Origin of the sequence: Bacteroides sp. ZJ-18 (assembly GCF_011038705.2) — a bacterium.
GTDB classification, from domain to species: domain Bacteria; phylum Bacteroidota; class Bacteroidia; order Bacteroidales; family Bacteroidaceae; genus Bacteroides; species Bacteroides hominis.
The window spans coordinates 1,100,678-1,116,369 of the sequence record NZ_CP072198.1; the positions used below are offsets into that span (position 1 = coordinate 1,100,678).

12 protein-coding genes and 1 tRNA gene are annotated in these 15,692 nt (G+C 44.0%); 4 read left to right on the forward strand and 9 right to left on the reverse strand.

From position 1 onward, the window contains the following. The first annotated feature begins 96 nt into the window (after positions 1-96). The 3 genes from gpmI to G7Y45_RS04500 are packed head-to-tail and all read left to right on the forward strand — an operon-like array spanning position 97 to position 5,216. Positions 97-1,611: a 2,3-bisphosphoglycerate-independent phosphoglycerate mutase gene (gene gpmI / locus G7Y45_RS04490; protein ID WP_005779296.1), complete on the forward strand. Its 1,515-nt coding sequence runs from the start codon at positions 97-99 to the stop codon at positions 1,609-1,611. A gap of 60 nt (positions 1,612-1,671) precedes the next feature. Continuing rightward, on the forward strand, positions 1,672-2,253 hold the full coding sequence (locus tag G7Y45_RS04495) for a DUF3109 family protein (RefSeq protein WP_032542844.1): 582 nt from the start codon (positions 1,672-1,674) through the stop codon (positions 2,251-2,253). Further along, complete coding sequence (locus G7Y45_RS04500; RefSeq protein ID WP_165014952.1) at positions 2,250-5,216, forward strand: AsmA family protein; 2,967 nt, start codon at positions 2,250-2,252, stop codon at positions 5,214-5,216. The genes G7Y45_RS04495 and G7Y45_RS04500 overlap by 4 nt, the downstream gene beginning before the upstream one ends. A 95-nt stretch (positions 5,217-5,311) precedes the next feature. On the opposite strand, the gene gyrB is transcribed toward G7Y45_RS04500, so the two are convergent. The 3 genes from gyrB to G7Y45_RS04515 form a co-directional block, all read right to left on the reverse strand. After that, entirely contained in the window at positions 5,312-7,270 is a 1,959-nt protein-coding gene (gene gyrB / locus G7Y45_RS04505) for a DNA topoisomerase (ATP-hydrolyzing) subunit B (RefSeq protein ID WP_005779291.1), read from the reverse strand. A 180-nt stretch (positions 7,271-7,450) separates the two neighbouring features. After that, entirely contained in the window at positions 7,451-7,705 is a 255-nt protein-coding gene (rpsT, locus tag G7Y45_RS04510) for a 30S ribosomal protein S20 (RefSeq protein ID WP_005779290.1), read from the reverse strand. A 39-nt stretch (positions 7,706-7,744) separates the two neighbouring features. Continuing rightward, positions 7,745-7,816, reverse strand: a tRNA-Glu gene (locus tag G7Y45_RS04515). A 298-nt stretch (positions 7,817-8,114) separates the two neighbouring features. On the opposite strand from G7Y45_RS04515, the gene recO reads away from it, so the two are divergent. Continuing rightward, positions 8,115-8,843, forward strand: a complete 729-nt coding sequence (recO, locus tag G7Y45_RS04520) for a DNA repair protein RecO (RefSeq protein ID WP_165014949.1) — start codon at positions 8,115-8,117, stop codon at positions 8,841-8,843. Between the two features lie 165 nt (positions 8,844-9,008). Here recO and G7Y45_RS04525 read toward each other — a convergent pair whose 3' ends face one another. From G7Y45_RS04525 to murG, 6 genes are all read right to left on the reverse strand, one after another. After that, positions 9,009-9,458: a GatB/YqeY domain-containing protein gene (locus tag G7Y45_RS04525; RefSeq protein ID WP_005779288.1), complete on the reverse strand. Its 450-nt coding sequence runs from the start codon at positions 9,456-9,458 to the stop codon at positions 9,009-9,011. Between the two features lie 83 nt (positions 9,459-9,541). Continuing rightward, positions 9,542-10,852, reverse strand: a complete 1,311-nt coding sequence (ftsZ, locus tag G7Y45_RS04530) for a cell division protein FtsZ (protein ID WP_005779287.1) — start codon at positions 10,850-10,852, stop codon at positions 9,542-9,544. Between the two features lie 26 nt (positions 10,853-10,878). Continuing rightward, positions 10,879-12,309: a cell division protein FtsA gene (ftsA, locus tag G7Y45_RS04535; protein ID WP_005822778.1), complete on the reverse strand. Its 1,431-nt coding sequence runs from the start codon at positions 12,307-12,309 to the stop codon at positions 10,879-10,881. Between the two features lie 76 nt (positions 12,310-12,385). After that, positions 12,386-13,126, reverse strand: a complete 741-nt coding sequence (locus G7Y45_RS04540; RefSeq protein ID WP_032540406.1) for a cell division protein FtsQ/DivIB — start codon at positions 13,124-13,126, stop codon at positions 12,386-12,388. A 31-nt stretch (positions 13,127-13,157) separates the two neighbouring features. After that, positions 13,158-14,552, reverse strand: a complete 1,395-nt coding sequence (gene murC / locus G7Y45_RS04545) for a UDP-N-acetylmuramate--L-alanine ligase (protein WP_165014946.1) — start codon at positions 14,550-14,552, stop codon at positions 13,158-13,160. Beyond that, positions 14,549-15,691, reverse strand: coding sequence for an undecaprenyldiphospho-muramoylpentapeptide beta-N-acetylglucosaminyltransferase (murG, locus tag G7Y45_RS04550; protein ID WP_005812150.1), 1,143 nt, complete (start codon positions 15,689-15,691; stop codon positions 14,549-14,551). The genes murC and murG overlap by 4 nt, the downstream gene beginning before the upstream one ends. Position 15,692: the final 1 nt, after the last annotated feature.

Genomic DNA, 15,692 nt, shown 5'->3' on the forward strand with positions numbered 1-15,692 from the left:
AGGGAGATAGCTTAACATAGATTAAACGTGTTCGTAATTAACTTTTTTGTACCTTTGCACCCGAAAATCAGAACGACAATTAAATTTTAGAATATTATGAGTAAGAAAGCCCTTTTAATGATTCTTGATGGTTGGGGATTAGGCGACCACGGGAAAGATGACGTAATCTTCAACACTGCTACTCCGTACTGGGATTATCTGATGGAGACCTATCCTCACTCTCAGTTACAGGCCAGCGGTGAAAACGTAGGTTTGCCCGACGGACAGATGGGTAACTCAGAAGTGGGTCACCTCAATATCGGTGCAGGACGTGTAGTTTATCAGGATTTGGTAAAGATCAACCTCTCTTGCCGTGATAACAGCATCCTGAAGAATCCGGAAATCGTTTCAGCTTTCTCTTATGCAAAAGAAAATGGAAAGAATATCCATTTCATGGGATTGACTTCAGATGGCGGTGTGCACAGTTCTCTGGATCACCTGTTCAAACTTTGTGATATTGCTAAAGAATATAATATTGAGAATACTTTCGTTCATTGCTTTATGGACGGACGTGATACAGACCCGAAAAGCGGTAAAGGCTTTATCGAACAGTTGGAAGCACACTGTGCCAAGTCTACCGGTAAAGTAGCTTCTATTATCGGACGTTACTATGCCATGGACCGTGATAAACGTTGGGAACGTGTGAAAGAGGCATACGACCTGTTGGTAAACGGTATCGGTAAGAAAGCTGCTGACATGGTGCAAGCTATGCAGGAGTCTTACGATGAAGGTGTAACGGATGAGTTCATCAAACCGATTGTGAATGCCAATGTAGACGGTACCATTAAGGAAGGCGATGTCGTTATTTTCTTCAATTACCGTAATGACCGTGCTAAGGAACTGACAGTCGTTTTGACGCAACAGGATATGCCGGAGGCGGGTATGCACACTATTCCCGGGTTGCAGTATTACTGTATGACTCCGTACGACGCTTCGTTCAAAGGTGTACACATTCTCTTCGACAAGGAAAATGTTGCTAACACACTTGGAGAATACCTGGCTGCTAAAGGAATGAAACAGCTTCACATTGCCGAAACAGAGAAATATGCTCACGTAACATTCTTCTTTAACGGCGGTCGCGAAACTCCGTACGATAACGAGGACCGTATCTTGGTTCCGTCTCCGAAAGTTGCCACTTACGACTTGAAACCGGAGATGAGTGCCTATGAAGTAAAAGATAAATTGGTGGCTGCCATCAACGAGAATAAATACGATTTTATCGTTGTGAATTATGCAAATGGTGACATGGTAGGTCATACCGGTATCTACGAAGCCATTGAGAAAGCGGTAGTTGCGGTAGATGCTTGCGTGAAAGATACCATTGAAGCTGCCAAAGCCCAGGGTTACGAGGCTATCATCATTGCTGACCACGGTAATGCTGACCACGCTCTGAATGAAGACGGTACTCCCAATACGGCTCACTCTTTGAATCCTGTACCCTGTGTATATGTGACAGAAAACAAAGATGCAAAGGTAGCAGACGGACGTTTGGCAGATGTGGCTCCTACTATCCTGAAGATTATGGGATTGGAAGCTCCTGCTGAAATGAACGGTCAAGTTTTAATTAAGTAAAAGCCTGATAAACAGATAGGAGGGCGGAGTTCTACTCCGCCTTTTTTATAGGATAGAATTATGATTCAGATAGATGACGTTGTTGTAAGCCTGGATGTGCTTCGCGAAAAGTTTATATGCAACCTGGATGCCTGCAAAGGTGAATGTTGCATTGAAGGAGATGCCGGGGCTCCGGTAGAACTGGAGGAAGTGGAGAAACTGGAGGAAGTGCTTCCGGTCGTTTGGGACGAATTGTCACCCGAGGCGCGTGCCGTGATAGACAAGCAGGGAGTGGTGTATACCGATCCGGATGGCGATCTGGTGACTTCCATTGTGAACGGAAAGGACTGTGTGTTTACCTGTTATGACGAGAAAGGATATTGTTATTGTGCCATCGAGAAAGCATACCGGGAGGGAAAAGTAAATTTCTATAAACCGGTCTCTTGCCATCTGTATCCCATACGGGTAGGTAATTATGGACCTTATAAGGCGGTAAACTACCATCGGTGGGATGTGTGTAAGGCTGCTGTATTGTTGGGCCGGAAAGAGAATGTGCCTGTCTACCGTTTCCTGAAAGAACCGTTGATTCGCAGGTTTGGTCAGGAATGGTATGATGAACTGGAAATTGTGGTAAAAGAGTTACAGGATAGAGGGATGATATGAACAGACAAGTAAAGAAGATACTCAAGATCAGTGGCATCACATTGGGCTCTGTACTCTTGGTGCTGCTTGTAGCCATTGCTTTCGTGATTAATTTTATCGTAACTCCGAAGAAACTGACTCCGGTCGTGTTGGATGCTGCCAATCAGACTCTGAATGCACACTTGGATATGGAAAGCGTAGAATTGACTTTCTTTTCGACTTTCCCACAATTTGGACTGAAAGTTAAGAACGGCTCTCTGGTGTCCAGAACTTTGAATGATAGTAATTGGTGTAAAACCGATTCATTGCTTTCTTTCAAAGAGTGTGTGCTGACTGTAAACCCGGTGGCATATTTGACGGAGAATCGTATTATCGTTCATAATCTCTCTTTGGACGAAGTATCAGTGTATGCCTACCGGGACAAGGCCGGACAGGCAAACTGGGAAGTGACCCGTGCTTCGGCAGATACGATTCCGGAGGATACTGTGTCTGCTGACTTTAATAGCGAAATTGATATCCGGAATATCGAACTTAAACATGCCAATCTCATTTTCGATGACCGGAATACGGATATCTATTCGCGGATAGATGATGCTAATCTGAAGTTGAGACTTTCATTGACAAAAGGTGTTTCTACCCTGGGACTGAAGTTCGACAATAAGAATATACTTTTCTGGCAACAGGGAGAATTGCTGGTCAATAAGATAGCTACTTCTCTTCGGACGGATATTACGGTGGATCGTCAGACTGCTGTCTGGAAACTGAAAGATACGGAGCTTAATGTAAATGGGATTCAATTGGATGTGAACGGGGCATTCCGTCGGGATACTGTGGCAAAAACGATCGGTATGGATCTGGAATATGGCTTGCATGCTCCATCTATGGAGACAGTACTTCGAATGATTCCGAAAGCATATGTGAAAGACAGTAAAGTATCGGCCAAAGGGGAGGTTACTGTCAGTGGCAGGGTGAGAGGTGTGTATGGTGACAAAAAGTTACCGGCTGTGTCATTGAAGATCGGTATTAAAGAGGCTTCGGCACAATACAAGGGTTTGCCGTATGGCATTGATGAGGTGACGGCGGATTTTGATGCGTATGTCGATCTGATGCGTCATCAGCCTTCTTATCTGAATCTGAAAATCTTCCACTTTAAGGGGGCGCATACCGAAGTACTGGCCGATGCGAAAGTAGACGATTTGTTGAATGATCCGTTGATCACTTTTCATACCAAGTCGACCGTTGACCTGGATGCACTTGCCAAAACCTTTCCGTTACAGGAAAGTGTGACGATCCGGGGTAAACTGGATGCGGATATGGGAATGAAGTGTCGTCTTTCTACTTTGAAGAAGCAGGACATCGGACGTATGAAGTTGGGAGGCAAGCTCGAACTGAATGATTTCGAATTGAAAGATACCGCTAAAGATTTCAACTTCCTGGGTAATGCGACTTTCCGTTTCCGTGATAACGAGACTCTGCAGGCTCAGGTGGATATCCGGAAACTGGTGTTGAGAAGCCGTTTGCTTTCTTCTGATATTGAACGGTTGGTTGCCAACGTAACTTCTACTAATCCGCAGGATACTACCCGTATCGTTTCTTTGCAGTGCGATATGGAAGTAAGTAAACTTCATGCTTCGATGGGAGATTCGATAAAGTTATACAGTACCCGTGCTAAGGCCCAAGCGGCTTTGGAACCTCAGGAAGCGGATGTAACAAAGCCGGCAGTTGATTTCTCGCTTCGTGCCGATTCGCTTTTCTTCAGTGCGGCGGAGACTCGTATGGCTATGAATGTGGCCGGCATCAAGATGAAAGCTGAGAAATTGAATGACTCTTTGTGGGTGCCTAAGGGAATCGTTGGTTTCGACCGTTTGCGTTTCCGTACACCGGAGTTCGGATTGCCCATCCGTATGGCAAAGACAGCGGTAACAGTCGATGGGCCGAAAATCAGGCTGAAGAATGCTTCTGTCCGTATCGGACGTTCTGACATGACGGCTACCGGTGATATGGAGGGCGTTTACAGGGCTATGACGAAAGGCGAGAAGCTGACAGCGCATTTATCCCTTACTTCCAATCTGATAGATTGCAATCAATTAATTAATTCATTGTCTTTCCCTCAGGACACTACGGAAGTGCTTACCGACAGTGTGCCTTCGGAGATGAAGTTATTCGTGATTCCCCGAAACATAGATTTTGAACTGCAGACAGATTTGAAAAAGGTAGTTTTTGAAAAAATGCTCTTTGAAAATGTGCATGGTGCGGTGGATATTAAAAATCAGGCCATACATCTGGAAGACCTTTCGATGCGCGCTCTCGATGCGGATATGAAAGCGGTAATGGTTTATAAGGCCAGTAGCCCGCGTGGTGGATATGCTGGTTTCGATTTCAAAATCCGGAATATCAATATTGCAAAGCTGGTTGATTTCGTGCCTTCACTCGACACGATAGTGCCCATGCTCCGTTCTTTTAAAGGGCGTGTTATGTTTGATGTGGCAGCCGATGCCCGCTTGGATTCGGCTATGAATATCCGTATCCCGACTTTGCGCTCGGCTATTCATATCAAAGGGGACAGTCTGGTTCTGATGGATGGAGAAACCTTTGCTGAGATTTCGAAGATGTTGATGTTTAAGAATAAGAAGGAAAATGTATTCGACAGTATTTCTGTCAATGTGACGGTACATGACGGTAATGTGACCGTTTATCCGTTCCTCGTAGAGATAGACCGTTATAAAGCGGCTATCGGCGGTGAACAAGGACTGGATATGAATTTTAATTATCATATTTCCATTCTTAAATCGCCATTGCCGTTTAAAGCCGGAGTAAATATTACAGGTAATCTGGATAAAATGAAATTCCGCATTGGCAAGGCTAAGTATAAAGATGCGGTTACCCCCGCTGCAGTGCATCGGGTGGACAGTACCCGTGTGAATATGGGTAACGAGATTGTTAACCGCTTCCGGAGAGTAATTACCGGACGAAGGCCCAGATAAAAAGATAATCAAAGAAAAGCGCCGGTCCGAAGGATTTTCCTTCAGTACCGGCGCTTCTTCGTTGTAAGATGTGAGGTTGGTGTTTATATTACGAATTATGCATCGATATTTGCATACGTTGCATTCTCTTCTATGAATTCGCGGCGTGGTCCTACATCTTCACCCATTAACATGGAAAAGATATAATCGGCTTCTGCTGCGTTGTCAATATTAACTTGTTTCAGCATACGGTTTTCAGGGTCCATGGTTGTTTCCCACAACTGCTGGGCGTTCATTTCACCCAAACCTTTGTAACGTTGTGTATGAATTGCATTTTCCGAACCGCCACCGTAAGTGTCGATAAACTTCTGGCGTTGTGCATCTGTCCAGCAATACTCTTCTACTTTACCTTTTTTGCAGAGATAGAGTGGGGGAGTTGCGATATAGAGATACCCATTCTGTATGATTTGCGGCATATACCGGAAGAAGAAGGTCATGATCAGTGTGTCGATGTGTGAACCATCGACGTCGGCATCGGTCATGATGATGATCTTGTGATAGCGCAACTTATCGATATTGGCAGCCTTACTGTCTTCTTCAGTGCCGATGGTAACGCCTAAGGCGGTGTAGATATTGCGTATTTCTTCACTTTCAAGAGCTTTGTGATACATTGCTTTCTCTACGTTCAGAATCTTACCGCGTAGTGGAAGGATGGCCTGGAATGCACGGTTACGGCCTTGTTTGGCTGTACCGCCTGCTGAATCTCCCTCGACGAGGAACAATTCGCACTTTTGCGGGTCTTTATCCGAACAGTCAGCCAGTTTTCCCGGTAGTCCGCCTCCTGACATGGGGGATTTGCGTTGAACCATTTCACGTGCTTTACGTGCAGCGTGGCGGGCAGTGGCAGCCAGAATCACCTTGTCTACAATGGCTTTTGCTTCTTTCGGATGTTCTTCCAGATAATAGTTCAGCACTTCACCTACAGCTTGGTCGACAGCACCCATCACTTCGTTGTTTCCCAACTTGGTTTTAGTCTGTCCTTCAAATTGAGGTTCAGCAACTTTTACAGAGATCACGGCTGTAAGTCCTTCACGGAAGTCATCACCGGAGATTTCTATTTTGACCTTTTCCAGCATTTTGCTGTCTTCTGCATACTTTTTCAGTGTACGGGTCAAGGCACGGCGGAAACCTGCCAGATGCGTACCGCCTTCTATTGTATTGATATTATTGACATACGAGTGGATATTCTCAGAGAATCCGGTATTATACATGATAGCTACCTCGATGGGGATGTTCTGCTTCTCCGTGTTCAAATAGATCACATCGTTAATCAAGTGTTCGCGTGACGATTCTATGAAGCGTACGAACTCTCTTAAACCTTCTTCCGAGTAGAAAGTTTCGTGTTTGAAGCTACCGTCTTCGTTTATTACACGTCGGTCTGTCAGTGAGATGCGTAATCCCGCATTCAAGTAAGCCAGCTCACGTAAGCGTGAGGCCAGAATCTTGTAGTCATAGACTGTTTCGGTAAAGATACTGTCGTCAGGCCAGAATTGTTGTTTGGTTCCTGTATGGTCGGCTGTTCCTACTTCTTTGACTGCATAAAGGGGCTTGCCGATTTCGTATTCCTGCTGGTAGATTTTACCGTTACGGAATACCTGGGTGGTCATGTGTGTAGACAATGCATTTACACAAGACATACCGACACCGTGCAAACCTCCGGATACTTTATACGAGCCTTTATCGAATTTACCTCCGGCATGTAGCACAGTCATGGCAACTTCAAGGGCAGATTTCTGCTCTTTTTCGTGGAAATCTACGGGGATACCACGGCCATTGTCCTGTACGGTGATAGAGTTATCTTCGTTGATAGTTACTTCGATATGGTCGCAATAACCAGCCAATGCTTCGTCGATAGAGTTGTCGACAATTTCATATACCAAGTGATGAAGTCCCTTTACGCTGATGTCACCAATGTACATCGCAGGGCGTTTTCTAACTGCTTCAAGTCCTTCCAATACTTGGATACTATCTGCTGAATAAGACCCGTTATTGGTGGGATTCTGTTCTTCGCTCATAATTTGATTCCTAATTATAATAACAGAGCAAATATAGTGAAAATATCTGAGTTAGAGAAGAATGAAGAGTGAAAAAAGAAGAATTTAAAGTAAACCGGATGGGATGGTTTTAAACATGAAAAGCCGAACTAAAAAGTTCGGCTCTCAATATTGTATAGAGTCTGTTATAAGTCTTATTTCTTAAGCAAGCTTATTGATGTAAATAGCCAACTTAGATTTCAAGTTGTTAGCTTTATTCTTATGAATAACATTTGTTTTAGCTAACTTGTCTACCATCTTAGTGATGCTTGGGTACATAGCAGTTGCTTCTGCTTTGTCAGTAGTTGAACGAAGTTTTCTAACAGCATTTCTCATGGTTTTACCATAATATCTGTTGCGAAGTCTTCTGCTTTCTTCTTGTCTGATTCTCTTGATTGATGATTTATGATTTGCCATCTCGACTAATCTGTTTTAATTCGTTTATTTTTTTAATTGTAGCCCGTGGGGGAATCGAACCCCCCTTTCAAGAATGAAAATCTTGCGTCCTAACCGATAGACGAACGGGCCATCCTGTATTGAGCATTTCTGCTCTTTTTGTTTCGCTTTGCTTTCGTTCTGTATCGTTGTTTCCCGATTGCGAGTGCAAAGGTAGGCCTTTTTTTGAAACTACCAAACTATTTGCAGAAAAAAAATCTAATTATTTTTGATAGATATATTGTTTTTCTTTGTTTATTTATTGATAATCAGTGATATATGTTCTTTTTGCGTTTTATTCGGGATATGAACTTTTTTTTGAGATAGGAGTCTTTGATTGTCTATTCACACTTTTTTCGTAGCTTTGTTACCCGAAAGAAAAGTTAGAGATATGCTGCAAAAAACAGTTGGAATCGTTCTTCATATACTAAAGTATAACGATACTTCAAATATCGTTGAGATGTATACTGAGCTTTCAGGACGTGCATCTTTTCTGGTTGCTGTGCCACGCTCTAAGAAGGCTGCTGTCAAATCAGTACTATTCCAGCCGTTGGCGCTGATTGAGTTTGAGGCAGATTATCGGCCGAATACTTCGCTTTTCAGAATTAAGGAAGCTAAATCCTTTAGTCCGTTCGCCTCCATTCCTTATGATCCTTTTAAATCGACTATAGCTCTTTTCCTTGCGGAATTTCTTTATCGTGCCATTCGCGAAGAGGCGGAGAACCGTCCATTGTTTGCCTATTTACAGCATTCTATCTTGTGGTTGGATGCTTGTAAGATTAGCTTTGCCAACTTTCATCTGGTGTTTCTGATGCGTCTTTCCCGCTTTCTGGGATTGTACCCCAATCTGGATGATTATCATACGGGTGACTATTTTGATATGTTGAATGCTAACTTTACTTCGGTTCGTCCTCAACTTCATTCTTGCTATATCCAGCCTGATGAAGCTGGGAGATTACTGCAATTGATGCGTATGAACTATGAGACAATGCACCTTTTCGGAATGAACCGTACGGAAAGGGCCCGATGCCTGGCTATTATTAATGAGTATTACCGGTTACATCTTCCTGATTTTCCTGTACTGAAATCATTGGATGTATTGAAGGAATTATTTGATTAGTATCTCTTGCCTATTTCTGTGTACTTCATTTGGCTTTGGTAATCCGTGTCTGTAAACAAGATACCCCCGGATGTAATTCTGATGTACATCCGGGGGTAGATTTCTTTTAAAAGAGAGTATAGCTATTGTGTAGCTTCTCTTATAAGCAGGATTTATACGTTGAGATTATCCCAACAACTCTTTTACTTTAGTTGAAATAGCGCGTCCTTCGGCCAATCCGGCAAGTTTCTTGGAGGCTACTCCCATTACCTTTCCCATATCTTTACCACTGGTAGCACCTACTTCAGCAATAATCTCTTTCAGTGCAGTTTCCAGTTCTTCGGCAGTCATTTGTTTCGGTAAATAGGTTTCCATGACTTGTACTTGTGCCAATTCTGCATCGGCTAAGTCCTGACGACCCTGTCCTATATATATTTCTGCAGCATCTTTACCTTGTTTTACCAGTTTTTGCACGATTTTCAGTGCATCTGCGTCTGTAAGGATGTCATTGGCTCCCGGAGCGGTTTTAGCTTCCAGAAAGAACTTCTTTACATTTCTAAGGGTTTCAAGGGCTACTTTATCTTTCGCTTTCATTGCGTTTTTAATGTCTTCGCTGACTCTTTCGAATAAATCCATGATGTTATGTTATATTATGATTTAACGATTTACGGTTTATAATTGGTAAATCCGGGTTAATGATCGATATATTTAGTTGGTCATTAAAATGTGATAACTCCACTGTCATCTATAGCTTCTTCAGTAGCTATCTCTTCTTCCAATGCGGCTTTTGCTTTGATCTTACCCAAAGTCGTTTTGTCGCGAAGGTAAGTAGGAGAGTCTTCTACCATAGCGATGATATCATCATTGTCCAGATCTTCCGGATTGAAGAGATAGATATGACGGCGTTTCCGCAGGTTGCGCGTTCCGATGCCACTGGCACTTTCACCATATGCTTTACGAATGCGCTCTTTGTTCTTTTCCTTCTCTTCTTCCAGCTGCAACTGACGTTCTTCTTCTTCCTGGCTGCGTTTCTCGTGTAGGTCGTCCATACCTGGTACGTCTTCCACACCGAAACCGGTAGCAAGCACAGTGATCTTCACTTTCGTATCCAGTGAGGTATCCATAGCCACACCCCAGATCACTTCTACACCTTCGCGGAATTTGCTCATAAACTCGTGTACTTCATTCATTTCCTCCATCATCAGTTCGGAAGCAGGACAGAACGAAACATTCAGCATGACTTTCTTCGCATTAAAGATGTCATTGTTATTGAGTAACGGTGAATGGAGTGCGTCGTCGATTGCTTTGGTTACGCGGTTTTCTCCTTCACCGAATCCGGTACTCATGATGGCTACACCACCGTCTTTGAGGATTGTTTTTACATCAGCGAAGTCCAGGTTTACCGTACCCCGCATGGTGATGATTTCGGCAATACTTTTGGCTGCGATTGACAGTGTGTCATCTGCCTTGCCGAATGCGTTCATAAAGGTAAGGTCGGAATAAATTTCACGCAGGCGTTCGTTATTGATCACCAACAAAGCGTCTACATGTTGGGCAATGCGTTCTACTCCATCCAGAGCCTGGATAATTTTCTTTTCGCCTTCAAAGATAAAAGGGATGGTAACGATTCCGACAGTCAGGATATCCATCTCTTTAGCGATACGGGCGATGACGGGGGCTGCTCCGGTTCCGGTACCTCCGCCCATTCCGGCAGTGATAAATACCATCTTGGTACCATCATTCAGCAGGTTTTTTATGTCTTCGATGCTCTCTTCGGCAGCATCACGTGCACGCTCCGGACGGTTTCCGGCACCGAGTCCTTGCGTGATGGAACGTCCCAGTTGCAGTTTGACCGGTACAGGAGACTCAGCCAATGCCTGGTTGTCGGTATTGCAGAGAACGAATGTCACGTCGTGTATGCCTTCCCGGTACATGTGGTTGACGGCGTTACCTCCACCACCTCCTACACCAATCACTTTGATGATTTTCGGCGAATCTGTAGGGAAATCGAATTGTACTATCTCGTCCATATTATATTGTATTATGAATTATCACTTTATTTCATATCTTCATCGGAGAAAATCTCATTAGAAAGTTTGTCGAAAGTCGATTTAAACCAATTCGGTTTGTTTCTTCTTTCTTCTTCTCTTCTTTTTTTCTCCTCCAGTTTACGTTGCTTTTCTTCTTCTTTCCGTCTTTTTTCCTCTTCCTCTTTTTTCTTTTTGGCAGCACGTGCAGCGGCTTCCTGTTCTTTCAGACTCTCATCTTCTTCAAACATATTCACCGGTTCGGGTTGAGGCTGAGGTTGTACATGCGGCTGGGGAGCAGGTGTCTCTTGCAGGCAACAGTTTTCATTGCCGGCAGCAAGCAGTCCGAATAAGGTGTTTTGTGTACCGTCTTTCTTCACAACATCTTCGTCTGCATGAATGGTGTTGCGTACGAATCGTGCGCTTCTCACCTTTTCTATCTTACTTCGTTTACGGAGAGCTTCGTCCAGGTTTTTCAGATTGGAGGCTCCTCCTGTAATGATAAGTCCGGCCAACAGTTTATCATCATACCCTGAAAGTTGAATCTGATTCCATACGTTTGCGATAATTTCTTCAGTACGCGCCTCGATGATATTATTCAGTTTGCCGAGTTCTACGGTTCTACCTCCTTCTTCCAGTTGGCAGGTAGCAGGTTCTTCGCCTTCTTCCTCTTCGTAAAAGGCGTTACCATATCTGATTTTCAGGCGTTCGCCTTCTTCCTCTTCTATCTGAAGGGAAACGAGATCATGAGTAATACTGTTTCCTCCTAATGGCAGTACGGTAAGGAATCGGAGAATGTTATTCTTATAGATGGAAATAGTCGATGTGTCGGCTCCGAAATCAATCAGTGCACAGCCGGAGCGTCTCTCACTTTCCGTCAGCACTGCATCTGCAGTAACCAGCGGGGAGATCAATAAATCTGCTATTTCAATTTTGGCTTGTTCGAAACAGCGTTCCAGGTTTTTTTTGAGCGAAGCACGTGCCACAATGTTCAGAAAGCGTCCTTCAATATGGCTTCCTGCCACACCGACGGGATCTGCCTGGAGATTGTTTCCAATTTTGTATTCTTGCGGAGCAACGTCCAGTATATCCATATCGATCAGTGGTATCTCAAGATTTTCATCACAGATGGAGTCGACTAATTCCTGAGAGATAATGGTCTCCTCCTCAAGATCGCGACTAACTACGTTGCGTACCGTACGGAGCGATTGCCCCCCGATACCCACATAGATCTTGGCAATTGAGTTGTTGAGAGCACCCTCCAGCTTATTGATGATGGAGGTCAGGCTCTGTGCCGTTTTATCCAGATTGTAAATCACTCCTTTCCGGATGAATGAAGACGAATCCTCCCTGGCATAAGCTAATACCTGTATGCTTCCATCACTATTCTTCTTTCCGGCTATACCGGCTATTTTCGATGAACCCAGTTCAATAGCGGCGATAAAATCTGTTGTTGCCATATAAAATTCTATTTTATTCCCTTTTGTATTATAGACTCATCTCTTTAACACAAAGGTACGTTTAGCTGTTTACGAATTATTGTTTCTTTTTTGTGCAGATAATCTGATTACCGAATTCCAGGCTGATGCGTGAATATTTGTTCCATCCCACCTGGTTCAGCCCTTTTTCGTAAAAGGTCTTCAATCGTCCCAGTTTATCCTCAAAATGTTCTAACTTGCCCAGATAGATAATATGATTACCTACACGGGGAATCAATTCGATCTCTTTCCCGGGGAGCACGTTTATTTGCACAATCTGGGCTTCCCAGAACGGATTGTTTTGCAAAAATACACCAAACTTATATAAATCCTTCATTGCAAACGACTTTTCTACATTTCCGGTGACAATTGCCCGGTGTGCTACGCATTTTGCAGCGGGAGGCATCACTTTACCTTTGTTATCCAGATAGTAGTTTTCACCATTGTTGCTCATGATGCGGAGAATCGGTACACGTTGTGTCACTTCCACGCAAAGTTTGCCGCTTGGAGTTTTATAGCATTGTGCTTCATTGATCAGCGGATGCTTGTTCAACTCTTTTTCCAGCGTTTTGGTGTGAATGCGGTCCATTTTCTTTCCAACGGGATAAATGCCTTTCTTTTGCAGGATGGCAGCTACCTCGTTTTTAGTGACGAAACCGGCATTGAGCGTATCCTTTATTACTAATTCCATGTCGCGGCAGACCTGATGGGCAGGTTTGCTGTTGAATACTGTCACAGCCGCTACGAGATAGGCTATGAGAAGTAACATGACGATGGTCAGAAGGATTCTTTTTATCATGAGGAAATTTATTGTTTTGACGATTTACAAATTAATTGTCCGATGGAGTTACCCTTCGGGTCAATAGTTCACAAATATCCGGGACATAGCTATCTATGTCTCCTGCTCCCAACGTGATCAACACCTCGATATGCTTCGTTTTCAGCACATCGAGTATTTCCTCTTTCTTACACATGCTTTTTTCAATACCCGGACGTAGGTTATCATATATCAGTTGACTGGTTACCCCTGGAATAGGCTGTTCGCGCGCCGGATAGATATCTACCAGTATTACTTCGTCGAGTAGCGACAAGCTATCGGCAAAGTCTTTATAGAAGTCCCGTGTACGGGTATAGAGGTGTGGCTGAAAAACAGCGGTGATCTTTTTATCCCGGTAGAGTTCACGCATGGACATCACACTCTGTTTGATTTCGGAGGGATGATGAGCGTAGTCACTCAGGAACACGATCTGGTCGTTTTTGATCTTGAAGTCGAATCGACGGTCCACACCTCGGAAACTTGCCATTCCTTGTTTGATTTCTTCGGCGGTCACTCCATTGAGATAGGCAAGTGCCATGGCAGCGACTCCATTCTCTATATTGATACTTACGGGCACTCCCAGCTGAATGTTGTCGATGCGAATATCCGGTCCTATAAAATCGATGAAGATTTCTCCGTTTCCAATGCGAATGTTTTCAGCATGGAAGTCTCCTTTATCGCGTGAATAGGTGTAAATCTTGACACCCTCTTGCACTTTAGGCTGAAGAGAAATGCCTTCGCGGATGATCAGTGCCCCTCCCGGCTGGATTAATGTGGTATAGTGCTCAAAGCTTTCCAGATAAGCCTGTTCGGTTCCATAAATATCCAGATGATCCGGATCGGTTGCGGTAATGACAGACATATATGGAGACAGCCAGTGGAATGAACGGTCGAATTCGTCAGCTTCGATTACGGTATACGGACTGCTTGGAGAGAGTAACAGATTCGTTCCATAATTTTTGGAAATACCTCCCAAAAAGGCAGTGCAGCCTATATGCGAGTGATGAAGCAGATGGGCCGTCATCGTTGATGTAGTGGTTTTACCATGTGTACCGGCTACACAAAGCCCTTTACTGGAATGGGTGATGGTGCCTAATACTTGTGCACGTTTTTGTATTTCGAATCCGTTGTCACGGAAGTAGGTCAATTCGGCATGTTCCTGAGGTACGGCAGGAGTTAAAACGACCAGTGTCGTGGCCGGGTCTTTACAGGCATCCGGGATAAGATTGATATTTTCTTCGTAATGAATCTGTGCTCCTTCTTCTATAAGGTGTTGAGTCAGTTCACTGGGGGTACGGTCATAGCCTGCCACTACCTTCCCTTTAGAAAGGAAATAGCGTACGAGGGCACTCATTCCGATACCTCCTGCACCGACAAAATATACAGATTGAATAGTTTCTATGTTCATGGCTGTTGTGCTAATTTTATAACTTCTTTTGCTATCACGATGGCAGAATCTGGTAGGGCCAGGTGAGCGATGTTTTCACTAAGTTCTTTTAGTTTTCCGGAATCTGCTATGGTTTCTAATGCCACGGATAATAATTTCTCTTCCGCTTCTGCGTCCTTTACGTAGATGGCAGCTCGTTTGTTCACCAATGCCAATGCATTTTTGGTTTGGTGATCTTCTGCTACGTTGGGAGACGGAACCAGGATAACTGCTTTATTCAACAGGCAGAATTCGGAAATGGAGCCGGCACCTGCACGCGAAATAACCAAGTCGGCAGCAGCATAAGCGGCAGCCATATCTTTAATGAAGTCTGTCACATACAGATTAGGAATGTTTCCGGCAACTTTTACGGCTTCCGTTACTTGCTGGTAATAGATTTTTCCTGTTTGCCAGATGAATTGTACATTTTTAGTCTGACGAATCAGCTGCAATCCGGCAATCAATGTATTATTGATTGTGCGGGCGCCCAGGCTTCCCCCCAGAATCAGAATGGTTTTCTTCTCCGGATCCAGTCCGAAAGAGCGAATAGCTTGTTTTTGTTCCGGCTTCTCCGTTAACAGATTCTGACGTACCGGGTTGCCTGTCATAATGATTTTGCTGCCCGGAAAGAATTTTTCCATCCCATCATATGCTACACAGATTTTCCGTGCTTTCTTTGCCAATAGTTTGTTGGTTACTCCGGCATATGAGTTTTGCTCCTGTATTAAGGTGGGTACACCCATCATTCCGGCCATTTTTAATGTCGGACCGCTTGCATATCCGCCTACTCCTACTGCTACCTGTGGACGGAACTGACGGATAATGCTGCGCGCTTTCCATTGGCTGCGTGCCAATTTCAGTAATACGGCAACATTTTTCCACAAATGTTTGCGATCGAATCCTGCTACGGGTAATCCGATGATCTGATAGCCTGCATCCGGTACTCGTTGCATCTCCATTCTTCCTTCGGCTCCTACAAACAGGATTTGTGCATCGGGACGTAATTCTTTTATGGCGTTTGCAATGGATATAGCCGGAAAAATATGTCCTCCGGTACCACCGCCACTGATGATGATCCTTAAAGTGTCATCCCGTCCCTCTTTATTATTTTCCTTATTCATA

What these genes read in the sequence shown, in the direction of transcription:
- G7Y45_RS04500 (WP_165014952.1), top strand. Translation starts at nt 2,250, where the DNA reads ATGAACAGACAAGTAAAGAAGATACTCAAGATCAGTGGCATCACATTG.
- G7Y45_RS04495 (WP_032542844.1), top strand. Translation starts at nt 1,672, where the DNA reads ATGATTCAGATAGATGACGTTGTTGTAAGCCTGGATGTGCTTCGCGAA.
- gyrB (WP_005779291.1), bottom strand. Translation starts at nt 7,270, where the DNA reads ATGAGCGAAGAACAGAATCCCACCAATAACGGGTCTTATTCAGCAGAT.
- recO (WP_165014949.1), top strand. Translation starts at nt 8,115, where the DNA reads ATGCTGCAAAAAACAGTTGGAATCGTTCTTCATATACTAAAGTATAAC.
- murG (WP_005812150.1), bottom strand. Translation starts at nt 15,691, where the DNA reads ATGAATAAGGAAAATAATAAAGAGGGACGGGATGACACTTTAAGGATC.
- murC (WP_165014946.1), bottom strand. Translation starts at nt 14,552, where the DNA reads ATGAACATAGAAACTATTCAATCTGTATATTTTGTCGGTGCAGGAGGT.
- ftsZ (WP_005779287.1), bottom strand. Translation starts at nt 10,852, where the DNA reads ATGGACGAGATAGTACAATTCGATTTCCCTACAGATTCGCCGAAAATC.
- G7Y45_RS04540 (WP_032540406.1), bottom strand. Translation starts at nt 13,126, where the DNA reads ATGATAAAAAGAATCCTTCTGACCATCGTCATGTTACTTCTCATAGCC.
- ftsA (WP_005822778.1), bottom strand. Translation starts at nt 12,309, where the DNA reads ATGGCAACAACAGATTTTATCGCCGCTATTGAACTGGGTTCATCGAAA.
- gpmI (WP_005779296.1), top strand. Translation starts at nt 97, where the DNA reads ATGAGTAAGAAAGCCCTTTTAATGATTCTTGATGGTTGGGGATTAGGC.
- G7Y45_RS04525 (WP_005779288.1), bottom strand. Translation starts at nt 9,458, where the DNA reads ATGGATTTATTCGAAAGAGTCAGCGAAGACATTAAAAACGCAATGAAA.
- rpsT (WP_005779290.1), bottom strand. Translation starts at nt 7,705, where the DNA reads ATGGCAAATCATAAATCATCAATCAAGAGAATCAGACAAGAAGAAAGC.